This window comes from Rhizobium sp. FG96 (genome assembly GCF_057808655.1).
Genome location: NZ_JBMDIL010000014.1, coordinates 1 through 24,129 on the forward strand (window position 1 = coordinate 1; position 24,129 = coordinate 24,129).

At 61.9% G+C, this 24,129-nt stretch carries 25 protein-coding genes and 1 tRNA gene; 7 read left to right on the forward strand and 19 right to left on the reverse strand.

Annotated features, from left to right (window positions below; genetic code table 11):
* Positions 1 to 182 precede the first annotated feature (182 nt).
* The 6 genes from ACODR6_RS24370 to ACODR6_RS24395 all read right to left on the reverse strand — a co-directional run bounded on the left by ACODR6_RS24370 (position 183) and on the right by ACODR6_RS24395 (position 4,284).
* Complete coding sequence (locus tag ACODR6_RS24370) at positions 183 to 1,235, reverse strand: glycoside hydrolase family 25 protein (protein ID WP_489024908.1); 1,053 nt, start codon at positions 1,233 to 1,235, stop codon at positions 183 to 185.
* 219 nt (positions 1,236 to 1,454) lie between these two features.
* Positions 1,455 to 1,616, reverse strand: coding sequence for a DUF1328 domain-containing protein (locus tag ACODR6_RS24375; RefSeq protein WP_112387679.1), 162 nt, complete (start codon positions 1,614 to 1,616; stop codon positions 1,455 to 1,457).
* A 94-nt stretch (positions 1,617 to 1,710) separates the two neighbouring features.
* The gene (locus ACODR6_RS24380; protein ID WP_489024910.1) at positions 1,711 to 2,250 is read right to left on the reverse strand and encodes a hypothetical protein; all 540 of its coding nucleotides are present in this window, start codon (positions 2,248 to 2,250) and stop codon (positions 1,711 to 1,713) included.
* Between the two features lie 55 nt (positions 2,251 to 2,305).
* The gene (locus ACODR6_RS24385; protein ID WP_489024912.1) at positions 2,306 to 3,103 is read right to left on the reverse strand and encodes an anti-sigma factor family protein; all 798 of its coding nucleotides are present in this window, start codon (positions 3,101 to 3,103) and stop codon (positions 2,306 to 2,308) included.
* Positions 3,100 to 3,705, reverse strand: coding sequence for an RNA polymerase sigma factor (locus ACODR6_RS24390; protein ID WP_489024914.1), 606 nt, complete (start codon positions 3,703 to 3,705; stop codon positions 3,100 to 3,102). Before ACODR6_RS24390 ends, ACODR6_RS24385 begins: the two co-directional genes overlap by 4 nt.
* 42 nt (positions 3,706 to 3,747) lie before the next feature.
* On the reverse strand, positions 3,748 to 4,284 hold the full coding sequence (locus tag ACODR6_RS24395; protein ID WP_489024916.1) for a tetratricopeptide repeat protein: 537 nt from the start codon (positions 4,282 to 4,284) through the stop codon (positions 3,748 to 3,750).
* A 167-nt stretch (positions 4,285 to 4,451) separates the two neighbouring features.
* On the opposite strand from ACODR6_RS24395, the gene ACODR6_RS24400 reads away from it, so the two are divergent.
* The 4 genes from ACODR6_RS24400 to ACODR6_RS24415 all read left to right on the forward strand — a co-directional run bounded on the left by ACODR6_RS24400 (position 4,452) and on the right by ACODR6_RS24415 (position 8,673).
* Complete coding sequence (locus ACODR6_RS24400) at positions 4,452 to 5,504, forward strand: type III polyketide synthase (RefSeq protein WP_489024918.1); 1,053 nt, start codon at positions 4,452 to 4,454, stop codon at positions 5,502 to 5,504.
* Positions 5,501 to 5,992, forward strand: coding sequence for an isoprenylcysteine carboxyl methyltransferase family protein (locus ACODR6_RS24405; RefSeq protein WP_489024919.1), 492 nt, complete (start codon positions 5,501 to 5,503; stop codon positions 5,990 to 5,992). Before ACODR6_RS24400 ends, ACODR6_RS24405 begins: the two co-directional genes overlap by 4 nt.
* 88 nt (positions 5,993 to 6,080) lie before the next feature.
* Positions 6,081 to 7,328 carry an NAD(P)/FAD-dependent oxidoreductase gene (locus ACODR6_RS24410; RefSeq protein WP_112713150.1) on the forward strand — a complete coding sequence of 416 codons (1,248 nt, stop codon included), beginning with the start codon at positions 6,081 to 6,083 and terminating at the stop codon, positions 7,326 to 7,328.
* A gap of 124 nt (positions 7,329 to 7,452) precedes the next feature.
* Entirely contained in the window at positions 7,453 to 8,673 is a 1,221-nt protein-coding gene (locus tag ACODR6_RS24415; RefSeq protein WP_203429554.1) for a YeeE/YedE family protein, read from the forward strand.
* Here ACODR6_RS24415 and ACODR6_RS24420 read toward each other — a convergent pair.
* From ACODR6_RS24420 to ACODR6_RS24455, 8 genes are all read right to left on the reverse strand, one after another.
* Positions 8,670 to 9,203, reverse strand: a complete 534-nt coding sequence (locus tag ACODR6_RS24420; RefSeq protein ID WP_203429555.1) for a gluconokinase — start codon at positions 9,201 to 9,203, stop codon at positions 8,670 to 8,672. The genes ACODR6_RS24415 and ACODR6_RS24420 overlap by 4 nt on opposite strands.
* A 28-nt stretch (positions 9,204 to 9,231) precedes the next feature.
* On the reverse strand, positions 9,232 to 10,065 hold the full coding sequence (locus ACODR6_RS24425; RefSeq protein ID WP_112713156.1) for a dipeptide ABC transporter ATP-binding protein: 834 nt from the start codon (positions 10,063 to 10,065) through the stop codon (positions 9,232 to 9,234).
* Entirely contained in the window at positions 10,062 to 10,901 is an 840-nt protein-coding gene (locus ACODR6_RS24430; protein ID WP_489024922.1) for an ABC transporter ATP-binding protein, read from the reverse strand. Before ACODR6_RS24430 ends, ACODR6_RS24425 begins: the two co-directional genes overlap by 4 nt.
* Position 10,902: 1 nt before the next feature.
* Positions 10,903 to 11,793, reverse strand: a complete 891-nt coding sequence (locus ACODR6_RS24435) for an ABC transporter permease subunit (protein WP_112713160.1) — start codon at positions 11,791 to 11,793, stop codon at positions 10,903 to 10,905.
* 9 nt (positions 11,794 to 11,802) lie between these two features.
* The gene (locus ACODR6_RS24440; protein WP_112713162.1) at positions 11,803 to 12,807 is read right to left on the reverse strand and encodes an ABC transporter permease subunit; all 1,005 of its coding nucleotides are present in this window, start codon (positions 12,805 to 12,807) and stop codon (positions 11,803 to 11,805) included.
* Between the two features lie 87 nt (positions 12,808 to 12,894).
* Positions 12,895 to 14,490, reverse strand: a complete 1,596-nt coding sequence (locus ACODR6_RS24445; protein WP_112713164.1) for an ABC transporter substrate-binding protein — start codon at positions 14,488 to 14,490, stop codon at positions 12,895 to 12,897.
* 347 nt (positions 14,491 to 14,837) lie between these two features.
* Complete coding sequence (gene rirA / locus ACODR6_RS24450) at positions 14,838 to 15,317, reverse strand: iron-responsive transcriptional regulator RirA (protein WP_112713166.1); 480 nt, start codon at positions 15,315 to 15,317, stop codon at positions 14,838 to 14,840.
* 173 nt (positions 15,318 to 15,490) lie between these two features.
* Positions 15,491 to 16,987 carry a CoA-acylating methylmalonate-semialdehyde dehydrogenase gene (locus ACODR6_RS24455; protein WP_489024926.1) on the reverse strand — a complete coding sequence of 499 codons (1,497 nt, stop codon included), beginning with the start codon at positions 16,985 to 16,987 and terminating at the stop codon, positions 15,491 to 15,493.
* A gap of 170 nt (positions 16,988 to 17,157) precedes the next feature.
* Between ACODR6_RS24455 and ACODR6_RS24460 the strand changes: the two genes are divergently transcribed.
* Positions 17,158 to 17,472 carry a putative quinol monooxygenase gene (locus tag ACODR6_RS24460; protein WP_489024928.1) on the forward strand — a complete coding sequence of 105 codons (315 nt, stop codon included), beginning with the start codon at positions 17,158 to 17,160 and terminating at the stop codon, positions 17,470 to 17,472.
* Positions 17,469 to 18,350: a LysR family transcriptional regulator gene (locus ACODR6_RS24465; RefSeq protein WP_449099086.1), complete on the forward strand. Its 882-nt coding sequence runs from the start codon at positions 17,469 to 17,471 to the stop codon at positions 18,348 to 18,350. The genes ACODR6_RS24460 and ACODR6_RS24465 overlap by 4 nt, the downstream gene beginning before the upstream one ends.
* Here ACODR6_RS24465 and ACODR6_RS24470 read toward each other — a convergent pair.
* The 5 genes from ACODR6_RS24470 to ACODR6_RS24490 all read right to left on the reverse strand — a co-directional run bounded on the left by ACODR6_RS24470 (position 18,345) and on the right by ACODR6_RS24490 (position 20,202).
* Positions 18,345 to 18,506, reverse strand: a complete 162-nt coding sequence (locus ACODR6_RS24470) for a hypothetical protein (protein ID WP_165402627.1) — start codon at positions 18,504 to 18,506, stop codon at positions 18,345 to 18,347. The two genes, ACODR6_RS24465 and ACODR6_RS24470, sit on opposite strands and share 6 nt — an antisense overlap.
* 29 nt (positions 18,507 to 18,535) lie before the next feature.
* Complete coding sequence (locus tag ACODR6_RS24475; RefSeq protein ID WP_489024929.1) at positions 18,536 to 18,973, reverse strand: DUF4174 domain-containing protein; 438 nt, start codon at positions 18,971 to 18,973, stop codon at positions 18,536 to 18,538.
* 127 nt (positions 18,974 to 19,100) lie between these two features.
* Positions 19,101 to 19,346 carry a helix-turn-helix domain-containing protein gene (locus ACODR6_RS24480; protein ID WP_112713176.1) on the reverse strand — a complete coding sequence of 82 codons (246 nt, stop codon included), beginning with the start codon at positions 19,344 to 19,346 and terminating at the stop codon, positions 19,101 to 19,103.
* 200 nt (positions 19,347 to 19,546) lie between these two features.
* Positions 19,547 to 19,623, reverse strand: a tRNA-His gene (locus tag ACODR6_RS24485).
* Between the two features lie 129 nt (positions 19,624 to 19,752).
* On the reverse strand, positions 19,753 to 20,202 hold the full coding sequence (locus ACODR6_RS24490; protein WP_112713178.1) for a phasin: 450 nt from the start codon (positions 20,200 to 20,202) through the stop codon (positions 19,753 to 19,755).
* Between the two features lie 212 nt (positions 20,203 to 20,414).
* On the opposite strand from ACODR6_RS24490, the gene ACODR6_RS24495 reads away from it, so the two are divergent.
* Positions 20,415 to 24,020 (forward strand): sensor histidine kinase, encoded by a 3,606-nt coding sequence (locus ACODR6_RS24495; RefSeq protein ID WP_203429559.1) that lies wholly within the window; start codon positions 20,415 to 20,417, stop codon positions 24,018 to 24,020.
* The last annotated feature ends 109 nt before the right edge of the window (positions 24,021 to 24,129 follow it).

A 24,129-nucleotide genomic window follows, 5' to 3' on the forward strand; every position in this document is an offset into this window, starting at 1 on the left:
TCTCGATGGGCCAGAGCTTACTTCAAAATGGATTATTTCAACGGGGCAAGGTCACATGCGCCCCCTTTTGCTAGTGTGGCATTTTAGATTCGACCATAGCCTACAGAATCACGTGGAGTATTTGGTGTGATGGTTTAGCCGTCGCTACGAGGCACCATATACGTGACGCTTGCTATGGTTTGTCACCCCTCCCGCGGCGAGGCAAACTCATGCCATTCCGCCTCGGACCCATGGAACACGTTCAGATCGATCTTCCCTTCCACGCCCTGGGAAAGCCCAGAGCCCGAATATTGCCAGAGCATCCAGCGGCGGCCGGGATAGACCGTGGCGGGGTGGGCGGCGACGGAGCGGAGCCAGAAGGGGTGGTTCTGGAACTGGCCGCGCAGGTTGTCGCGGTAGAAGTCGGGCGCGGTGTAGATGATCGGGCGCTTGCCGTAGTGGCGCTCCAGCTTGTCCATGAAGACCTGCATCTTTTCGACGACGCGCTCGGGTGACGGGCGGCGCTTGCAGCTGGATTCGCCGTTCCATTCGACGTCGATCACCGGCGGCAGGGCGTCCGGATCGCGCGGGACGTTGCGGATGAACCAGTCGGCCTGTTCGCCGGCGGTGCGGCACCAGTAGAAGAAGTGATAGGCGCCGCGCTTCATGCCGGCGGCCTTGGCGCGCTGCCAGTTGGTGCGGAACATCGGGTCGAGATGGTCGCCGCCGTCGGTCGACTTGATATAGGCGAAATTGGCGCCCTGGCTGCGCAGCGTCACCCAGTCGATATCGCCCTGCCAGCGCGAGACGTCGACGCCGTGAACGGCAAGCTTGCGCGGCGAAGCGCGGCCGAAATTGATCGGCTTGGCATCGCGGAAGCGGTGGGCATAGATGCGCGAGCGGGTGCGCGGAGAGTAGGCGGGTTCGGCAACGGGCGGCGGTGCTGCCATCAGCGCTTCGGGGCGCTCTGCCGGAACAGGGGCGCCGACCATGCGGTCAACCGGCTCGAAAGCCTGCGGCTGCGGCACGCGGCCTGCCCAGGCGAGTTCTTCCTGATGCGGAACGGCGGCGGGCGGGGCGGCTTCGGCCATGACGGGGGCTGCCGGAACGGCGGCAGGCGGCGGTGAAGCGGAAACCGAGCTCGTCGTTTCCTTCGACACGACGCCTGATACCAGGCCCTCCGGGGTCGTGCTGGATGCGCAGCCCGAAATGGTCAGGCAGGCAAGAAAGATCGCGGGTACAGCCGAAAAACGCATGGAACTCGTACACAACACAGAAAACGACACTGACACATCCAGCCTGAACGAGGCCGGACGAATGGCTAACGGCAGTTTACTGGGAAATGTTGAATCCAATCTTTACGCCGGAATTTTCCGGACGGGCGTGTCATTTCCGCACGAAGGCGGGCTGATCCAGACGCAGAAAACCCGGCGTTTCACCGCCGGGTCCGGATGCGATCCTGTTCATTCGTGCCGTCAGCGGCGCATCAGGCGCATGACGAGCGATACGACGAAGAGAACCAGGAATATGAAGAAAAGAACCTGCGCTATGGACGCCGAAGCGCCTGCAATGCCGCCGAAGCCGAGCACGCCGGCAATCAGTGCCACGACGAGGAATACCAGAGCGTAATACAGCATGGCGATCTCCTATGCGTTGGACTGACATAATAACGGCCGCCCAAGGACTTAGTTCCATCGGGCGGCCGGATCCGGCACAGATTGGCTAAGAGGCTCAGCCGAAGTTGAAAACGGCGCGTTCGGCGCGGTCGCCCTGATCGGGTGCGGGCGGCTCGGCAGCATCCAAATAGAACTTCACGGGAGCCGTCAGCACGAACCAGACGCAGGCGCCCGCCATGAAGGCGTGACCGACAGGATCGTCGCTATCGGCAAGGAACGGAAGGCCGCCGGAGACCGACAGCACCGTCATGCGCAGCGACCATTCGGCCTCACGCTTCGAGACGGCGCGGGCGCGGGCCGACTTGTATTGGCGGGCATCATAGGCATTGGATTTCTTCAGCCGCAGCAGCTTGCGCAGCGACGGCAGAGCGAGCGCCACAAGCGCAGCGATGCTGAGCGCCAGCGGCATGCCCGAGAGGCCATACCAGCAGCCTGCTGTCAGGAGCGAGATAACGGTGAGATTCCAGACCGGCTCCAGCCGCTCCGGCGCCTGGCCGGTGCGGATATGCCATGCCCTGAGCACGCTCGCCGCGCCGTCAAGCAACGGCTCGTCGATATAACGATTGATCCAATCCACGCTGATGCGCCCCTTCATTAGGAGAGGCTCAGCCAAAACCACGCAAAATCGGCATGAAGATGGCGAGAGCGCCTCAAGCCGTCAGTTTTGGCCTGACTGCATCGGCAATTTCGCGCATGCGATCGACCGGTGCATGGCCGATCAGCATGAAGGCATGGGTGGCCGTCGACCAGTAGATGACGTTCATGCCCTTTCGTCCCTCGATATCGGGCTCCTTGGCCCCCTTGCCGGAGCGGACGATGCAGAGCGCCATAGGCCCGGTCTCGGGATCGAGATAGGCGATCTGCGCCAGGGGCTGATCGTCATATTCGAGCAGCTGGGCGCGCTTGAAATCGACACCCGGCAGGGCGACGGCCTCCGGCGAGAGATTGAGGCCGAGCTTGCCATCGACGCGGGCAAGCTGGGCGGCCTGGACATCGGCGGGGGGAACCGGGCCTGCCAGCGTATCCGGTGTATAGAGCGCGATATATTCGGCAACGACGCTGCGCCACTCGCTCCCCTCGTCACGGCCGAGACTGCGGCCAATCCCGAGATAGGCGCGGTCCGCGATGATCCCGACGGCAAGCGATGCGGCGAGCGCGCCGAAGAGACTGCGGCGGGTGATGGCGGAGCGCTCCACCGTGGCAGCGGCAGCGGGCGCCGGGATCGCGGCGAGCATGGCCTCGAGCTGCTGCTGCGGCGCTTCGTCGAGAAGCGGCGCGAAAGCGTCGCGGAACGGCATGCTGCCATTTGCCAGAAACTCGATACGGGCGGCGACTTCCTCGTCTTCATTGGCAAGCGCTTCGATGCGCGCCATCTCCTGCTGCGGCAGTTCGCCGTCGAGGAAAGCGGTCAGCTGTTCGTCGGAAGGCATGCGGATATCGCTGGTCATGGGCGCCCTCCTTCGGCTGTTTCGGCGGAGAGCCTGGCGCGGGCGGCGGCAAGGCGGCTCATCACGGTTCCGATCGGTATGTTCAAGATTTCTGCGACCTCACGATAGGCGAGCCCTTCGACATAGGCCAGGAAGACGGCACTGCGCTGAGCCTCCGGCAGGGCATCGACCTTGCGCAGCAGCTGGGCGGCCGCGACATGGGTTTCCGTTGCCTCTGCCCCATCGAAAACCAGGGCTTCCTCGGCATCGGCGAAGCCTTGGCCCTGCCGCACCTTGCTGGCCTTGATCTCGTTCAGCCAGATGGAATGGAGAATGGAAAACAGCCAGCGGTCCAGCCGGGTGCCCGGCTCGAACTGGGCGGCGCGTTCCAGCGCCCGCACGCAGGTCTGCTGCACGAGATCCTCGGCGGTATCCCGCTTGCGCGACAGCACGAGGCCGTAGCGCCAGAGCCGGGAGAGGTGCTCCGTCAGGCCCGTCCTGATATCCGCTTCGCTCGCGATAGCCGCCTCCGCGCCTGCTGTTTTCGGCGGTGCCGCCGGTTTGACCGGCGACTCCGATTTCGCGCGACTATAGGCAAGAAACGGGGCGTGTGCGACCGCCATCAGAGCAATCCTTTGCAGCCGGCTTCGCCCATTTCCTGGCCCTCAGATCTTCGAGGGATCGATGATCGCGGCGTTCAGATCCTGATATTCCTCGCAGCCGGTGCCGCAGATCGTCTTGATCGTTGCCAGCTGGTCCTTGGCCATGTCGAGCTGGCCCTTGATGACGTAGGCCTCGCCGAGATATTCGCGAACCTTGGCATATTGCGGATCGAGCTTCACGGACTGCAGGTAGTAGGAAATGCCTTCATCGGTGCGGCCGAGCTTGCGGGTGGCATAGCCGCGGTAATTCAGCACTTCGGCATTGTTCTGGCCCTTGACGGTGTCGAGCATGGCGAGCGCTTCGTCATAGCGGGCGGCCTTTGCCAGCGAATACGCATAGTCGGTGCGGTTCTCGTCGGTGATGTTGGCGCTGCTCTGCTTCACGCACTTCTTGGCCTTCTTGTCGTAGACCTCGCCCTTCTTGCAGACCGGCATGGTCTCGCTGTCGTCGCCCGCAGCGAAGACCGGGACGGAGAATGCCGATGCGGCAATAAGGCCGCCGAGGACGAGAGAAGCGATACGGACAGTCGTGGTCGTCATGGGAAAATCTCCAGGGAAAATGACGTTGCACGCCGAGAACACCGCTCGCCGGGATTTTATTCGGCGGGGCTGACGATTTTCTCCGATCACCTTTTTGTGAGGGCCGCGCGCCGAATAAAGCCGGTGCCCGGGTGTTCTCCGCCCGCCGGCAGAACAAGGAGAACTCCGTGAACCCAACGGTAAAACTGCTCAGTCTCGCGACCGCCGTTCCGACTGATATCATCACGCAGGAGGAGGCCGCGGCTGCCTCCGCGCGGCTGTTTGCGCATCGCTTCAAGGATTTCCGGCATCTTGCCGGCGTGTTCGAGAATGCCGGGATCAGCAAGCGGTATGCAGCACGGCCGCTCGAATGGTTCGAGGCGCATCACGGCTGGCAGGACCGGATGGAGGCCTATACTGAGGTCGCCAGCCAGCTCTTTGCCGAGGCGGCGGAAAAGGCGCTGGCGCAGGCCGGTATGTCCGGAAGCGACATCGACTGCGTGGTGACGGTCTCCTCGACCGGGATCGTGACGCCGAGCCTCGATGCGCGTCTTGCCAGAAAGCTAGGGTTCAGGGCGGATATCGAACGTGTGCCCGTTTTCGGGCTCGGCTGTGCGGCCGGTGTTTCCGGTCTCGGGATTGCGTCGCGGATGGCGGCGGTGCGGCCGGGCAAGACGGTGCTTTTCGTGGCGCTTGAGCTCTGCACGCTGGCCTTCCGGCTGGACGAGCTGACGCGGCCGAACATTATCGCCACCGCGCTGTTTGCCGATGGGGCGGCTGCCTGCGTGCTGCAGAATGGCGAGCGCGGGATCGCCGAGGTGGAGTCCTCGGGCGAGCATCTCTTTCCGGATACGCTCGATATCATGGGCTGGAAGATCGACGATACCGGCTTCGGCATCCTCCTGGCGCAATCGCTACCGCCCTTTGCCGAGCGCGAGCTTGGTCCGGCGATCGATGGCATCCTTTCGCGCAGCGGGCTCGCCCGCCGGGATATCGGCCGCTTCATCTGTCATCCGGGCGGCGCGAAGGTGATCGGCGCGATGGAGACGACGCTTGGGCTGGAGCCGGGAAGTCTCGATCACGAGCGCGCGGTGCTTGCCGAATTCGGCAACATGTCGTCGCCGACAGTGCTCTTCGTGCTGGAGCGCGCCATCCGCGCGGACCTGCCGGAGCGCGCCGCCGTCATCGCCATGGGACCCGGCTTTTCGGCAAGCTGCGTGACGCTGAAGAGGATCGGATGATGATGCCTTCCCTCCTTCTTCTCGGCTTCGTGACACTGCAGCGGCTGACCGAACTGCTGATTGCGAGACGCAACACGCGGGCGCTCATGGCCCGCGGTGCACGAGAGGCAGGGGCCGCGCATTATCCTGTCATGGTCGCGCTGCACTTGGCCTGGCTCGGCGGTCTGTGGCTACTGGCGCTTGGGCATCAGGTGCAGGTTGGCTGGCTGGCGGTGTTTCTGCTGCTGCAGGCGCTGCGAGTCTGGGTGCTGATGACATTGAAAGGGCGATGGACGACGCGGGTGATCGTGCTGCCCGGCGAGCAGCTGGTGACAGCGGGCCCCTACAGGCTCTTCAGGCATCCGAATTACGTGATCGTGGCAGGCGAGATCGCGGCGCTGCCACTTGCCTTTGGCCTCCCCCTCTACGCCCTGCTTTTCTCCATTCTCAACGCGGCGATGCTGTGGGTGCGCATCCGCGTTGAAAATGCCGCACTGAGCGGGCAATGAAATTGAAATGAAAGGCGATTTTTCGTTTGCACCGCGGCCAGCCTAAGGGCATTTTCGGGTCTTGGAACTCAGTGGGCTGCAAGAAAAAATGACCAAGACTGCGATCGTTCTCGGTGCCGGCATCATCGGCGTTTCGACTGCCATTCATCTGCAACGCCGCGGGCGGCAGGTGGTGCTGGTCGATCGCAAGGCACCCGGCAACGAAACGTCGTTCGGCAATGCCGGTCTCATCCAGCGCGAGGGCGTGGTGCCCTACGGCTTTCCGCAGCAGCTTGGCCTGTTGCTGCGTTATGCGCTGAACAACCGCATCGACGCCCATTATCACCTGAAGACGCTGCCGAAGCAGGTGGCGTTCCTCGCCCGCTACTGGTGGAACTCCAATGCGCGCCGCCACGAGGCGATCACCCGCGCCTATGCGCCGCTGATCGAGAACTCGGTTTCCGAACACCGCGACCTGATCGAATCCTCGAATGCGGAGGCGCTGATCCGCAAGGACGGCTGGATGCGGGTGTTCCGGACCCAGGAGAAGTTCGATGAGGCGGTGGCCGAGGCAGCGCTCTGGGAGCGCGAATTCGGCGTCACCTATGACAAGCTCGGTTCCGCCGATGTTGCCGGCATCGAGCCGGGGCTGACGCAGACCTTCAAGGGCGGCCTGCGCTGGCGCGATCCGTGGTCCGTGCTGGATCCGCATGCGCTGACGGCCGCCTATTGCGCCTATTTCGAAAGCATCGGCGGCCGCTTCGTCAGCGGTGATGCCAACTCGCTGGGACAGGCCGGTTCCGGCTGGCGGATCGCGACCGTCGAAGGGCCGGTCGATGCCGATGACGCGGTGCTGGCGCTTGGCCCCTGGGCGGCGGTGGCGACGAAGCGGCTCGGCTACTCCTTCCCGCTCGGCGTCAAGCGCGGCTATCACATGCATTACGCCGCGCAGGGCAATACCGTGCTCAACAACTGGACGCTCGATGCCGAGCGCGGCTATTTCCTGGCACCGATGAACAAGGGCATCCGCCTGACGACCGGAGCGGAATTCGCAACGCTCGATGCGCCGAAGACCCCGGTGCAGCTCGATCGCGCCGAGAAGGTGGCCCGCACCATCTTCCCTCTCGGCGAGCGCCTCGACCCCGAACCGTGGATGGGCGCCCGCCCCTGCACGCCGGATATGATGCCCATCATCGGAAAGGCGCCGCGCCATAACGGCCTGTGGTTCGCCTTCGGCCATGCCCATCACGGGCTGACGCTCGGGCCGGTGACCGGCCGGGTGCTGGCGGAGCTGATCACCGGCGAGACGCCGTTCATCGATATCTCGGCCTATTCGCCGCAGCGCTTCAATGCCTAAGCGCTTGCGTAATTTAGCTTTTCGGCGCCAGATGAATCCGCATCGCGCCGCTTCAAGGAAATAGGATTCCTCCAAATGTGGAGACTGAAGTTCTAGTATTGCGCTAGAATTTCAGGAGAATCCCATGTCCATCGCTTCACCCAGCCTTCCCGGGCTGAAAGAACCATCGCTCGGAACGCCGGGCCTCGGCTCGCTTGCCGTCCTCGTTCTCGGCACGCTGCTGCTCGGCTATTACTACGGACCGGCGCAGGGCGCGCTCTTCCTCGTCGGCGGGGCGCTCGGTATGGCGCTCTATCATGCCGCCTTCGGCTTCACTTCTGCCTGGCGCGTTCTCATTCTCGACGGCCGCGGCCGCGGCTTGCGGGTGCAGATGATCCTGCTTGCGATCGCCGTGGTGCTGTTCTTCCCGTTCCTCGCAAGCGGCACGCTGTTCGGCCATGAGGTGAAGGGCTCGGTTTCGCCTGCGGGCCTCGGCGTCATCGCCGGATCCTTCATGTTCGGCATCGGCATGCAGCTTGGCGGCGGGTGCGCTTCGGGCACGCTGTTTACCGCCGGTGGCGGCAATGCGCGCATGCTGATCACGCTCTTGTTCTTCGTCATCGGCTCTGTGCTCGGCACCGTGAATTTCGACTGGTGGGTGAGCCTGCCGTCGCTGCCGCCGACCTCGCTCGTGCAGAGCTTCGGCGCCGTGGGCGGTATCGCGGTTTCGCTTCTGATCTTCGCCGCCGTCGCCTGGATCAGCGTCATCGTCGAAAAGCGCTGGCATGGCTCGCTTGAGCAGCCGGCCCCCTCGCCGCGCCAGGGCCTCTCGCGCTTCCTGCGCGGTCCCTGGCCGCTGGTGCTCGGTGCCGTGGCGCTTGCGCTTCTCAACTTCGTGACGCTCGCGATCGCCGGCCGCCCCTGGGGCATCACTTCGGCCTTCGCGCTTTGGGGTGCGAAGGGCGCGCTGCTGCTCGGCATCGACCCGACCGCCTGGGCCTACTGGCAGACGCCGGCCAATGCCAAGGCGCTTTCCGATAGCGTCTTTGCCGATATCACCTCGGTCATGGATTTCGGCATCATTGCCGGTGCGATGCTCGCGTCGTCGCTTGCCGGACGTTTCTCGCCGAGCTGGGATATTCCGCTGCGCTCGGTCGTTGCTGCCGTCGTCGGCGGCCTGCTGCTCGGCTATGGCGCGCGCATCGCCTATGGCTGCAATATCGGCGCCTATTTCTCCGGCATCGCATCAGGCAGCCTGCATGGCTACCTCTGGGCGCTCTCGGCCTTTGCGGGGAATATCGTCGGCGTGAAGTTCCGTCCGTTCTTCTTCCTGGAGAAGAAGAACCTCCGCCGGATCGACGGCTAGGAAATACCGAGCGGCGCGAGCTTCTTTCGCGCCGCTTCCGCAATTCCCTCGATCGTATCGTCGATATCGACGGTAACGACGCCGGGTTCGCCGGTCGGAACTTCGAGGGTTGCGAGCTGGCTTTCGAGCAGCGAGGCCGGCATGAAATGGCCGGTGCGGTGACCCATGCGGTCGGTCAGCAGCTCCTTCGAGCCGTCAAGATAGACAAAGAAGAGATTGCCGCCGGCGGCACTGCGCAGCCGCTCGCGGTAGATGCGCTTCAGCGCGGAGCAGGAGACGATGACGCCCTCGCCCCTGGCGAGCGCGGCCTTGATCGTCTCGCCGATGAGATCGAGCCAAGGCATCCGGTCGTCGTCTGTCAAAGGGATACCCTTGGACATCTTCTCGACATTGGCGCGTGGATGAAGCTGGTCGCCTTCGACGAAGCGGAGGCTGAGCGCCTCCGCCAGTTTCTCGCCGATCGAGGATTTGCCGGAGCCGCTGACGCCCATGACGATGATGGCATGGGGCTTGCGGTTGATCTCCGGCATTTCTGATCCTCGTTTTCGGTATCGTGCCTCAGGAAGCAACGGCCGCCTTGCGGGCCAAACGTGCCCGGATGGTGTCGACATCGGCTCGCGGCGTCGCCGCAAACAGCGTCTTGGTATAGCTGTGCTGCGGATCGCTGAAAACCTGATCGCGGCTACCGTATTCGACTGCTTCGCCGAAATACATCACCATGACGTCATCTGCCATGTAGCGAACGACCGAGAGGTCGTGGCTGATGAAGACGTAGGTGAGGTTCAGCTCGTCCTGCAGGTCGGCGAGCAGGTTCAGCACCTGTGCCTGCACCGAGAGGTCGAGCGCCGAGACCGGCTCGTCGAGAACCAGAAGCCGCGGCTTCAGCATCAGAGCGCGCGCAATGGCGATACGCTGGCGCTGACCGCCGGAGAACATGTGCGGATAGCGATTGAAGTGGATCTCCTGGAGACCGACCTTCTTGAGCATCGCCATCGCCAGTTCGCGCCGTTCGGCCGCGGGCGTATTGGTGTTGATGATCAGCGGCTCCATCAGGATGTCGCCGATCTTCTTGCGCGGGTTCAGCGAACCATAGGGGTTCTGGAAGACGATCTGCACCTTGCGGCGGATCTCCGGCGTCAGGTCGCCGGCGGCGATATCCACCTTCTTGCCGTCGATCATCAGTTCGCCCGCCGTGGCAGGGTCGATCATGGTGACGATACGGGCAAGCGTGGACTTGCCGCAGCCGCTTTCGCCGACGATTGCCAGCGTCTTGCCCTGCTCGACCTTGAAGCTCACGCCCTTGACGGCGTGAACGGTCTTTGCCTGCTTGAACAGGCCGCCCGGCAGATAGTAGTCGCGGACGATATTCTTGGCTTCGAGGACTGGCGTCATTGAGCCGCTCCCTGATTGAAAAGCTCGCCGATGGTCGGCAGGCGATCACCGGTGGCGTTGTCGGGAAGAGCGGCGAGCAGAGCGCGCGTGTAATCGCTCTTCGGCGCTTCGAAGAGCGACAGGACGTCGGCCTCTTCCATCTTCTTGCCCTTGTACTGAACGATCACGCGATCGGCGGTTTCCGCGACCACGCCCATGTTGTGGGTGATCATGATCAGGCCCATGCGATGTTCCGTCTGCAAGCGCATCAGCAGATCGAGGATCTGCTTCTGGATCGTCACATCAAGCGCGGTGGTCGGCTCGTCGGCGATCAGCAGCTTCGGATTGCAGGCAATCGCGATGGCGATCATCACGCGCTGGCACTGACCGCCCGACATCTGGTGCGGGAAGTGGTTGAGCCGCTCGGCCGGGTTCGGAATACCGACCGCCTCGAAGAGTTCGATCGCACGCTTGCGGCGCGCGGCCTTGTCGAGGCCGAGATGGATCTTCAAGACTTCCTCGATCTGGAAGCCGACCGTGAAGCACGGATTGAGGCTGGCGATCGGTTCCTGGAAGATCATCGACATGTCCTTGCCGATGATCTGGCGGCGCTGAGCACCGGACATGCCGAGCAGGTTCCGGCCGTCGAAGACCATCTTGTCGGCGGTGACCTTGGCGGTCCAGGGCAGAAGGCCCATGGCGGCCAGCATCGAGACCGACTTGCCGGAACCGGATTCACCGACGATGGCGAGAACTTCGCCCGGATCGACCTTCAGGGAGACGCCGTCCACGGCACGGAAGGCACCGGTCGACGTCTGAAACTCGACGACGAGATTTTCGATTTCGAGAAGTGCCATATCAGGACCTCTTCAGCTTGGGATCGAGCGCATCACGCAGGCCGTCACCCATCAGGTTGATGGCAACGACGGTGATGAGGATCGCGAGACCCGGGAAAGTGACCACCCACCAGGCGCGCTGGATGAACTCGCGCGCTTCGGCAAGCATCGTGCCCCATTCGGGTGTCGGCGGCTGTGCGCCCATGCCGAGGAAGCCGAGGGCGGCTGCATCGAGGATCGCCGCCGAGAAGGCGAGCGTTGCCTGAACGATCAGCGAGGCCAGGCAGTTCGGCAGGATGGTCTTGAACATCAGGCGCAGGGTGCCGGCACCGGCAACGCGGGAGGCGACGACATATTCCTTCTCGCGTTCGCTCATGACGGCAGCGCGCGTCAGGCGGACGAAGTGCGGCTGGTTGACGATCGAGATGGCGATCATCGCATTGGTCAGGCCCGGGCCGAGAACCGCGACCAGCACCAGGGCGAGCAGCAGAGACGGGAAGGCCAGGATGATATCCATCAGGCGCATGATGACGATGTCGACACGGCCGCGGAAATAACCGGCAACGAGGCCGATCAGAACGCCGGCGACGACCGAGAGCGTGACGACGACGACGCCGATGAACAGCGAGAAGCGCGCGCCATAGATCAGACGCGACAGGATATCACGGCCGACGGCATCGGTGCCGAGCGGATAGGAGAAGCTGCCGCCGTCCATCCAGAACGGCACCGACAGCAGAAGCTGGCGGTTCTGCTCGTCCGGCGCATGCGGGGCGACAATTGGCGCACCGATGGCGATGACGAGGATCAGCAGGAAGATGAAGAGGCCGATGACGGCGCCCTTGTTTCGCGAGAAATAGTACCAGAACTCCGCGAGGGCGGATGGCTGGCCGGTTTTGGTAGATACCGTGCTCATGGGCCGCTCCTAGTGACGAATACGCGGGTTGATAAGGCCATAGGTGACGTCGACGAGCAGATTGACCAGCATGATGATGCCGGCGATCAGCAGAAGACCACCCTGGACGACCGCATAGTCACGCTTGAAGACCGCATCGACCATCCACTTGCCGATACCCGGCCAGGAGAAGATCGTCTCGGTCAGGATCGCGCCTGCGAGAAGCACGCCGACCTGAAGACCGATGGTCGTGATAACGGGGATCATGGCGTTGCGCAGCGCATGGACGCCGACGACACGCAAGGGCTTCAGACCCTTGGAGCGGGCAGTGCGCACATAGTCCTCACCCAGCACTTCGAGCATCGCCGAGCGCGTCTGGCGCGCGATGACGGCCAGCGGAATGGTAGCGAGAACGATGGTCGGCAGAATGAGATAGCTGACGGCGGACTTGAAGGCGCCGGCCTGGCCGGACAGCAGACTGTCGATCAGCATGAAGCCGGTGACCGGCTTGAAGAAATACATCAGCGAGATGCGGCCCGAAACCGGCGTCCAGCCGAGATAGCCGGAGAAGAAGATGACGAGCAGCAGGCCCCACCAGAAGATCGGCATCGAATAGCCGATAAGGGCAACGCCCATCACACTCTGGTCGAACCAGGTCCCTCGCTTGACCGCTGCAAAGACGCCGGCGGGAATGCCGAGCAGAGCCGCCAGGATGATGGCGCAGAGCGACAGTTCCAGCGTAGCCGGGAAGAGCGTGAAGAATTCGCCGAGAACCGGGCGCTTGGTGACGATCGAGGTTCCGAGATCGCCGTGCAAGACCTTACCCAAGTAATCGAAATACTGCACGTACATCGGCCTGTCGAAGCCGAGATCATGCATGATCTGGGCGTGACGTTCAGGCGCCATGACTCGTTCGCCCGACAACAACATGACGGGGTCGCCCGGAAGCAGGCGGATGAACGAAAAGGCGATGAGCGAAACGCCGAGGAACGTTGGGATCAGCACCGCGAGGCGGCCGATGAAAAAACGTAACATGGCAGGTGTCCAACAGTTTCCGGCGGTCAGGATGATCCTGACCGCCGGCCAAGCCCGGCTCTCGCCGGACAGTTTACAGATTTTCTATTATTCGGAAATGTCCACGCCGTCGAAGCGGTGGATACCGAGCGGGTCCATGTGGAAGCCCGTGACCTTCTTGCTCATCGGAACGAAGACGACCGAGTGGTCGATCGTTGCCCAAGGAGCTTCCTTCTTGAAGATCAGCTGAGCCTGCTCATAGAGCTTGGTGCGTTCTGCGACGTCGGCCGTCTGCTTGGCCTTCTTCATCAGATCGTCATAGTCCTTGTTGCACCACTGAGCGCGGTTGTTACCGCCAACAGCCGTGCAGCCGAGCAGCGTGTCCATGAAGTTGTCCGGGTCGCCGTTGTCGCCGGTCCAGCCGAGGATGACGGCGCCATCGCGCTTCACGTCGGAGGAGAGCTTCAGGTATTCGGCCCATTCATGGGTAACGATCTCGACCTTGACGCCAACCTTGGCGAAGTCGGCCTGCATCAGTTCAGCTGCGCGGCGTGCGTTCAGCATGTACGGACGCGAAACCGGCATTGCCCAGATCTTCATCGAAAGATCCTTGATGCCTGCAGCTTCAAGAGCCTTCTTCGAGCCTTCCGGATCGTACTTGTCGTCAACGACGGCATCATTGTACGACCACATTGTCGGCGGGATCGGGTTCTTGGCAACGGTGGCGGCGCCCTGGAAGACGGCGTCAACGATAGCCTGCTTGTTGATCGCCATGTTCAGCGCGCGGCGGACTTCCGGCTTGTCGAAGGGAGCCATCTGCGTGTTGTAGGCGAGGAAGCCGATGTTGAGGCCCGGCTGTTCGGCAACGGTGAGGTTCTCGTCCTTCTTCAGCTCGGAAACGTCAGCAGCGTTCGGATAAGGAACGATGTGGCATTCGCCAGCCTTCAGCTTCTGGGCGCGGACCGAAGCGTCCGTGGTGATCGCGAATACGAGATCGTCGATCTTTTCCTTGCCCTTGAAGTAGGTTTCGTTGGCCTTGTAGCGGATGACGGCATCCGGCTGGTAGGCAACGAAGGTGAACGGACCGGTGCCGAGCGGCTGCTGGTTCAGCTGAGCCATCTTGCCGTCAGCTGCGAGCTTGTCGGCATATTCCTTGGAAACGATCGATGCAAAGTCCATGGCGAGGTCCGCCAGGAACGGAGCTTCCGGACGGTTCAGCGTGAACTTGACCGTCAGGTCGTCAACCTTTTCGATCGACTTGACGAGATCCGGGAAGCCCATGCCGGCAGCGTATTCGTAAGAACCGCCTTCAACATACTTGTTCCACGGATTGTCGGCGCGCAGCTGGCGCTCGAACGAGAAAACGACGTCATCGGCCGTCAGGTCACGCGTCGGCGTGAAGAAGTCGGTCGTCTGGAACTTTACGCCCGGATGCAGCTTGAAAGTGTATTCCTTGCCGTCGTCCGAAACGGTCCAGCTGTCGGCAACGCCGGGCTCGATCTCCGTACCGCCGTGCTTGAATTCGACGAGGCGGCTGTAAACCGTACGCGAGGAAGCGTCAAAGGTCGTGCCTGCGGTGTAGAGGCTCGGATCGAAGCCTTCCGGCGATCCCTCAGAGCAGTAGACAAGCGTCTTGGAGTAGGCGGCGGTGGCCATGACCGAAGCCAGGGCTGTCGCTGCCAGCAGGACAGAGAACTTTTTCATGATGTTGTTTCCCAGGTTTGTTCTTTTTGATCTTTGGAGATCGGCGCTAGTTATCCCGATCGGCGGGCCGATGGAACGACATTTATTTGCTGAAAGCAACGCCATCCGCAGAAAATTTTTCCGTAAAAGCAACTTTAGAAATTTTCGGTCAAAAATAGGCCAAAATTTGCAAGATTGAGGCACATTCGCCCGCGATTCTGTCGCATTTGGTATAATTTCGCGTCTCTCGACGGCATTGAAAGCGGTTTCAAGAGGCTGTGATATATCAACAAGACGTGACCGGAAACGAGAAACCGCAGCTACCGGGAGTAGCTGCGGCTTCATGACGATTTTCGACTATTCCAATATTAGGCAGCCGGAGCGGGTATCGCAGGCTTGCGAAAAGCCTGGTCGCCGGTGAGGCCGAGCAGGAAGTTGATCTGCGGGCGGGCCTTCACGAGGTCGTCGATGGAATACTCGGTCAGCACGTCGAAGAAGGCGTTCAGCGCCTTGCGCAGTGCCGAGTTCAGACCGCAGCTATCGACCAGCGGGCACTCGACCGCGCCATCTTCAAAGCACTCGGCCATCGCGAAGCTGTCTTCGGTGACGCGCACGACATCGAACAGGCTGATATCGGTTGCCGGCTTGCCAAGGCGCACGCCGCCATTGCGGCCACGAACGGTTTCGACGAGACCCGCCTTGTTCAGCGGCTGCAGGATCTTGAAAAGGAAAAGCTCGGAAACACCATATGCCTTGGCGATTTCGGGGATCCGGCTCAGATGTCCTTCATTGGCAGCGCAATACATCAACATGCGAACCGCATAGTTGGTCTGCTTCGTCAATCGCATGCCGTTCTCCTGACTCGATAGGGGCTGAAGCCTATATAGTGGCTTTGATAGTTTTGAACAATTCCAAAATATGAAAATCGGAGTCACGTTTATGCGGCCCCTCGCCGCATAGCGTCAAACGAAAAACGGGCCCCGCCGGGAGCCCGTTTTCCTGATCCTATAATGAAGATCGCTTACTTCATCGTCGGCATGACGAACTCGGCGCCATCCTTGATGCCCGACGGCCAGCGGCTGGTCACGGTCTTGGTGCGGGTCCAGAACTTGATCGAGTCGGTACCGTGCTGGTTGAGATCGCCGAAGGACGAGGACTTCCAGCCGCCGAAGGAGTGGTAGGCGAGCGGAACCGGGATCGGAACATTGACGCCGACCATGCCGATATTGATGCGGGAGGCGAAGTCACGGGCTGCATCGCCGTCACGGGTATAGATCGCGACGCCGTTGCCATATTCATGCTTCATCGGCAGTTCGAGGGCTTCCTCGTAGTTCTTGGCACGGACAACCGAGAGAACCGGTCCGAAGATTTCGGTCTTGTAGATCTCCATATCGGGCGTGACGTTGTCGAACAGGCAGCCGCCGACGAAATAGCCGTCTTCATAGCCCTGAAGCTTGAAGTCGCGGCCGTCGACGACGAGCTTTGCGCCTTCATCGACACCCTTGTTGATCAGGCCCATGATGCGCGCCTGGGCTTCCTTGGTGACAACCGGGCCCATGTCCGCCTTGTCGTCGGTGTAGGGACCGATGCGCAGCGACTCGACCATCGGGGTCAGCTTGGCGATCAGGCGGTTGGCAGTTTCCTCGCCGACCGGAACGGCAACCGAGATCGCCATGCAGCGCTCGCCTGCAGAACCGTAACCTGCGCCCATCAGCGCGTTGGCAGCCTGATCGAGATCGGCATCCGGCATGATGATCATGTGGTTCTTGGCGCCGCCGAAGCACTGGGCGCGCTTGCCGTTCTGGGCAGCGGTGCCATAGACGTAACGGGCGATCGGCGTGGAGCCGACGAAGGAGACGGCCGAGATATCCGGATGCGTCAGGATCGCGTCGACCGCACCCTTGTCGCCATTGACGACGTTCAGGATGCCGGCCGGCAGTCCTGCTTCGATCATCAGTTCGGCAAGACGGATCGGAACGGACGGATCGCGCTCCGACGGCTTCAGGATGAAGGCGTTGCCGCAGGCGATCGCCGGGGCGAACATCCACATCGGGATCATGGCCGGGAAGTTGAACGGCGTGATGCCGGCGCCGATGCCGACGGCCTGGCGGATCGAATACATGTCGATATTCGGACCTGCGCCTTCGGTGAATTCGCTCTTGGCGAGATGCGGAATGCCGATGACGAATTCGCAGACTTCGAGGCCGCGAATGATATCGCCCTTGGAGTCTTCGATGGTCTTGCCATGTTCCTTGGAAAGCAGCTCGGCGAGCTCGTTCATGTTGTCATTGAGCAGCTGAACGAACTTCATGAACACACGGGCGCGGCGCTGCGGGTTGGTGGCAGCCCACTTCGGCTGAGCAGCCTTGGCGCTCTGTACCGCTGCATCCATTTCGGCATCGCTGGCGAGCGCGACCGTTGCCTGAACTTCGCCGGTTGCCGGGTTATAGACGTTGCTGGTGCGGCCGCTGGTGCCTGCAACCTGCTTGCCGCCGATGAAATGTCCGATCTGACGCATGAGAAGTGCTCCTCCTATTTTTTGGATGGCGAACAATCGCACTTCAATTTGCACAAATCAATGAGCTGAGATAAGCAACCGTTGTGCATAAATTATAGCGCGATGCGAAATACGGCCGAAGCGCCCGATGATCGGGCAAGCGGGAAAACGCAAGATAAGGCGATCCATCGATGAGTGAAGACCGTGTCGTCAGAATGGCGGAAATCGAGATCGATATCAGGCATCTCGACGCCTACCGCGCGCTGCTTGCCGAGGAGATTTCGGCATCGGTCGCCTTCGAAGACGGCGTGCTGTCGCTCAATGCCGTCGCCGTCGTCGGTTCTCCGGAAAAGATCCGCATTCTTGAGGTCTATGCCAACCGGGAGGCCTATGAGGCGCATCTGCAGACGCCGCACTTCCTGAAATACAAGACCGGCACGGCCGGCATGGTGACATCACTGACGCTTCTCGATGTCGAACCGATCATCATGTGCAGCAAGCCATGAACTGGGACGACGTTCGCATCTTCCTCGCCGTTGCCCGCACCGGGCAGATCCTTGCCGCCTCGAAGCGGCTGGGGCTGAACCATGCGACGCTGTCGCGGCGGCTGACTTCGCTGGAGGAAGCGCTGAAGACGCGCCTCTTCGTGCGCCGGACCAATGGCTGCGAGCTGACCGCCGAGGGCGAGGTGTTCCTGGCCTCCGCCGAACGGATGGAAACCGAGATGCTGGCGGCACAGGCCAACCTCGGCCGCACCGACACGGCGATCGCCGGCACGGTGCGGGTCGGCGCTCCCGATGGTTTTGGCGTATCGTTTCTGGCGCCGCGCATGGGGCGGCTGATCGAGCGTCACCCGGAATTGAAGATCCAGCTGGTGCCGGTGCCCCGCTCCTTCTCGCTGTCGCAGCGCGAGGCCGATATAGCCATCACGCTGGAGCGGCCGGAACAGGGACGGCTGGTTTCCGCCAAGCTCACCGATTACACGCTCGGCCTTTACGCCTCTCAGAGCTACGCCGACGCCAATGGGCTGCCTGCCGATGCCGAAGCGCTGAAGCAGCACCGCCGCATCGGCTATGTCGAAGACCTGCTCTTTTCGCAGTCGCTGAACTTTACCGGCGAAGTGATGCGCAACTGGGATGCCGCTTTCGAGATTTCATCCGCCACGGGGCAGACCGAAGCTGTGCTTTCAGGCGCCGGCATCGGCATCCTGCATGACTATATCGCCCGCCAGCACGACAAGCTGATCCGCATCCTGCCGGAAATCTCGATCCGGCGGGCCTACTGGACGACGTTCCACGAGAGTGCGCGCGAACTGGTGCGCGTGCGCACCGTTTCCGATTTCCTGCAGGAGCTCGTCGCCGCCGACAGGCACATTTTCCTATAGGAGATGCTTCGGCGGCTCCTCGTTCTCGTCGGGATTGGGGTTGGGAGCCTCATCCGGAAGCCTGTCGGGCTCCGGCTCCTTGATCGGCGGCTCCGGCTTCCAGCCGGGTCCCGGCATCGGCGGCTGATCGGGGATAGGTTCGTTCGGTACGGACATATCCTGCTCCTTCCGTCTTGTTGGATTGTTCAGTTGTCCGGCTTCAGGGCCTCGGCAGCGCGCATCGGCATGCTGTCGATGATGGCGAACAGCTCGCCATTGCTCACGGGCTCACTGACCTTCAGCTTCACCGTTCCGTCCTTGCCGATCAGCGCCGCATGGAAATCTCCGGCATCGGGCGCATCGAGTTCGGTGCGCAGCGCCTCCGCCGCGATCGGTTCGGCGGAACCGAAGACCGGCTTGACGCTGTTGCCCGCGACTTTCAGGACGATCATGTCGCGCTCGTCGAGTGCCGGCCGGTCGGCCAGCAACTGGTTCTCCTGGCGCGCGGCGCGACTGTTATCCCTGTCGGAGAAAATCACGAAGACGCGGTTCTTCCACTGGAACTGCTCGAGGCTGGCGATTGCCGCATAGGCGACATTCGTCTCGTCCACCTTGGTCGCACCGTATAGAAGCGTCTTCGACATTCCGTTCTCCTGTCCACGGATAGAACGGCTGGAGGGAACCGGGAGTTCCATGATTACCGGGAACGAGGTCCTGAAACGAAAAAAGCCGGTCAGATCGACCGGCTCTTTTGGTTCGCCCTGAAGGCAATTACATCGGGACGAAAGCAGAAACCGGAACCTGCAAGGCAGCGGCGATGCGCTTCAGCTTTGCCGGGTCGGCATGTTCCCCATTTTCAATTTCAGTAATTTCCGCAGCCACCAGGCCACAGGTTACCGCCAGATCATCAACACTGTACCCAACAGCTTCGCGGGCCTTCTTGACCTCAGCGGCGACATTGATGGCTGAAATGGCGGTGGCTTTGGATTGATCTAGATTCTTGAGAGAAATGGACATTAAAGTCTCCTTCTAAAAGCACTCAAGTAACCCCCGGCACAAAATGGCACTCCCGCTCACATTTTGCAACGCAATATAAGAGAAAGTTTACTTGTGCCGCAGCCGGTAGATAGGCGGGCGGCGCCACAGGGCAATAGCCGGGGGATTCGTCATGCGGATCGGGCGATCACGCACCATTCACTTCGATGTTTTGAGAGGAATGGTACGGTTGGGGGGTCTCGAACCTCCGACCTCAGGTGCCACAAACCTGCGCTCTAACCAACTGAGCTACAACCGCACAATGCCGCGCTCGGCGCGACGGGGGTCACATACGAGGACTTGAAAATTAATTCAAGCCCTATCTCCCCTCAATATACAAAAAGGCTGGACGAGGGGTCCAGCCTTTCTTTGATTTTCGATCAGCGGATCAGGCGACCTTGAAGGAGGCCATGACCTTTTCAGCGGCTTCCTTGGAAGGCTTTGCCAGCTTTTCGGCAACCTGCTTGGAGGTTTCCTGCATCGACTTTGCCTGCTCGACGGTCAGCTCGGCCTGCTTGCGGACGAAAGCGGTCTGCAGCTCGACGAATTCGGCAATGGACTTGACGCCGAGGAGCGCTTCCATGTGCGACAGGGAGTTTTCTGCGTTGGTGCGCAGGGCGTCGATCGCCTTGAGGCCGATCTCGACAGAACCGGCCTGAGCCGTCTGAACGGTGGCTTCCAGGGTCTTGCCAGCTTCTTCACCGGCAGACTTCATCTTGGAATAGGCATCACGGGACTGCTGTGCGCCCTTTTCAGCAAAATCGCGGAAGGATTCTGCGAACTTGGACGGATCGAATGCAGCCATTGAAAAAACGTCGTCTGTCTTTATGGTAGCCATGGATGCGAGCTCCTTGAGTCCGGGCGTTTGACGCCCTTTAGTTTGGATATAGCTTATATAGACGATCTTATTGTGCATTGCAACATAATTGTGCGACGCACAACGCATTAACCTTTCCGCCCGAAAAGGCGGCCTCAAGCTGGACCCCTTTCCGGCGCATCGTTATTAATAGACCGTTAATTTAAATGAGGCCGAAGGTAGCAAGGTTTCCCATGCCCGCTGTCCAGTACCCGTTCATCGATATTGCCGTGCATCAGCGGGTGCGGGAGCGCTTTTCGCGCGGGGAAGCCATGGTGCTGTTCTCCGCCGATCTGACCCGCCTGCTCTGGGCAAACGGCACCGGCGCCGAGCTTTTCGGCCACTCAGCCGTCTATGACCTGCTCGATCAGGGCGTCGGCAATGGCGACATCACCTTCCGCCAGCTGGAGACGACGGCGCGGCAGCTGACATCGACCGGCGACAGCCGCAATCTGATGATCCGTATCGTCAAGGGCTTTCAGCGCGTGCCGGTGCAGGCCGTGGTCGAGCGCATCGCGCTTTCGACCGGCGAGCGGGCCATCCTGTTTTCGGTTCCCGTTGCGGGCAAGGCCTTGCCGGCCAGCGCTTCGGCAGCGCAGATGATCCAGGGTCTCGACGATCCCGATACGCATATGGCGGTGATCGGCGCAGAGGGCGAAGTGATCGCCTCCTCGCCCGGCTATGCCTCTCTCGGAATCACCCAGCAGACCGCAAAGAGCCTGACGGGCCTTGCCGCCGCCCATCCGGACCGGCTGGTGAAGCGCCCTGTTGCGACCGGCAAGGGCTACCTGCCGGCCGCCGTCGGCAAGCTCAGCGACGAACCGGTCCTCAACCTGCTTTTCGCCGTCGAAACCGTGCTCGGCCACCTCGACCCGATCGATGCTGCGGTGCCGGAACCAGCCTTATCCACAGCCGCCGTTAACCATATCGAGCCACCGAAATTCGACGAGGCGCTCAATGCGGTCGCCGGCATCGAGGATGTCGAAGAGGTTCTGGAGAGCGTCGCCGAGGCTGAGGAGCCTGTTGCCGAAGAGCCCGAAGTCGAAGAACTCGTTGCCGACGTAGAGGCGCAGGCGGATCTGGCGGAAGGCGCTGTCGAGGAAGAAGAGACGCTTCCCGAGGCTGCCGAGCTGGAGGCAACCGCCGCCGAAGACGACGGCCCCATCGCGATCGAGCCGGAACCGAATGTCGTGCTGGATGCGGAGCCTCTGGACGCCCCTGCCGAGGATGTTGCGGAAGAAGAGCCGGTAAGCGCGGTTTCGGAAGAGCCCGAACAAGAGAGCGTTCCCGAAGTTGCTCCGGTTGAAGCCGTTGCTGCAGAGCCCTCCTCCGGCTTCAAGTTCCAGCCGAACAGCCGCGCCACGCGCTTTGTCTGGAAGATCGATTCGGCTGGCTGTTTCAGCGAAGTGTCGAACGAGTTTGCCGAGGCGGTCGGCCCGAATGCGGCGAATGTCATCGGCGTTGCCTTCAGCGATATTTCCGCCCTCTTCAATCTCGACCCCGAAGGCAAGATCGCCGAGGCGCTGGAGCGCCGCGACACCTGGTCGGGCAAGACCATCCATTGGCCGATCGAAGGCACCAGCCTCGTCGTGCCCGTCGATCTCGCGGCCCTGCCAACCTATACGCGCCAGCGCGAATTCGACGGCTTCCGCGGCTTCGGCGTCGTGCGCCTGTCGGATGCGGCGGAAGATCCGCTCGCCCTTGGCCTGACGCTCGGCCCTGATGGCATCGGCCGGGATGCTGCCAGCCTTGACCAGCCGGTCGACGTGCCGGAGGAACCGATTGCCGAAGAGCCGGCGACTGTAGAAGCCGAAGCTCCCGCACCTGTCGAAATCCCGTTGCCGCGCGAAGAGCCGCCGGTGCTGCGCATGGCGGAAACGCCGAGCCGCCGCCTGACCGACAAGATCGTGCAGCTGCACAATGCCGGACCGGGGCTCAGCGCTGCCGAGCAGGCAAATTTCCGCGAGATCGCCAAGCGCCTCGAGGCTTTTGGCGTACGCGATACCGAAGATGAAGCCGGCGAACCGGTACAGCCGGAAACGCCGGCTGCTGCCAACGATGCGGCTCCGGTGGAGATCGAGACGGCTGCTCCTGCTGAGGAGATTTCAGGCACCGAAGACGTTGCGAGCTTCGAGGCTGCCAACGAAAACGATGATGTTTCTGCAGAAGCCGCAGAAGACGAGGCCGTTGCCGACGATAGCGATGACGATGCCACCGAGGGATTGCCGGAAACGTCGGTGAGCCCGCTCGACATGCTGAGCAGCGTCATCCCGCCCCGCGTGAAGATGACGGACGGGCTGTCTTCCGCCACCGTCGATCAGCTGCCGGTCGCGGTGCTGATCCATGCCGGTGACGAGCTGATGCATGCCAATCCGGAATTCATGCGCCTGACCGGCTATGCCTCGCTCGAGGCGCTCGACGAGGTCGGCGGTCTCGATGCGCTGCTACAGCGCCGGGAGCTGGAAGAAAATACCGGCCGTCCGGGCGCGATGATGCTTGTTACCGCCGATGACAGCCTGGTGCCGGTGACGGCACGGCTGCAGTCGGTTCGTTGGGAAGATGCGAGCGCGCTGATGCTGGCGCTGATGCCGGTCGAGGCAAAGGACGTGCCGCCCGCGAAGGTGGAAGAAGAGCCGCGCCAGGAAAACCGCTCCGACCGCATGGTCGAGAAGGTCGCTAAGCTGCAGGTCGAAGTCGAGGAACTGCGCTCGATCCTGGAGACGGCCACCGATGGCGTCGTGGTGATCGGCGCCGAGGGCGATATCCGCTCGATGAACCGCTCGGCAAGCGCGCTCTTCAACTACGACGAAGAGGAAACGCGCGGCAAACCCTTCGTCATGCTCTTCGCTCATGAAAGCCAGAAGGCGGTGCTCGACTATCTGAACGGCCTCTCGGGCCACGGCGTTGCCAGCGTGCTGAACGATGGGCGCGAAGTGATCGGCCGCGAAGCGTCCGGCGGTTTCGTGCCGCTGTTCATGACGATGGGCCGCCTCACCTCCTCCAGCGGCTATTGCGCCGTCATCCGCGACATTACCCAGTGGAAGCGAACGGAAGACGAGCTGCGCAGCGCCAAGGGCGCGGCCGAAACCGCCAATGCCCACAAGACCGATTTCCTGGCGCGCATCAGCCACGAAATCCGCACGCCGCTGAATGCCATCATCGGCTTCTCCGACATGATGGCGAGCGAGCGTTTCGGACCGATCGGCCACCCGCGCTATATCGAATATGCCAACGACATCGGCCGCTCCGGCCGCCATGTGCTGGATATCGTCAACGACCTGCTCGACATCTCGAAGATCGAGGCAGGCGAGATGGATCTCGATTTCGCTTCGGTCGGCCTGAACGATGCTGTGTCAGAGGCCGTGGCGCTGGTGCAGCCGCAGGCGAACGGGCAGCGGGTGATCATCCGCACGGCGCTGTCGCAATCGGTTCCGAATGTCGTTGCCGACCTGCGCTCCGTCAAACAGATCGCGCTGAACATCCTGTCGAATGCGATCCGCTTCACGCCGTCAGGCGGCCAGATCGTCGTCTCGACTTCCTATGAGAGCAATGGCAGCGTCGTGCTTCGCGTCCGCGATACCGGCATCGGCATGACCCGCAGCGAGCTCGACCAAGCGATGAAGCCGTTCCGGCAGGTCTCGGCGCAATCGCGCCACCGCGGTGACGGCACCGGTCTTGGCCTGCCGCTGACCAAGGCGATGGTCGATGCCAACCGGGCGATCTTTGCAATCAACTCGGCACCGAATGAAGGCACGCTTGTGGAGATCACCTTTCCGTCGCAGCGGGTTCTGGCCGGCTGAAACGAAAAAAGGCAGCCTGGGGTTTAGGCTGCCTGGAGTTTGGTGCTGTTCAACAAGGGGCTCAGTCGCTCAACGTCATGTCACGGGAGCCAAGTGCTCCTAGCTGCCT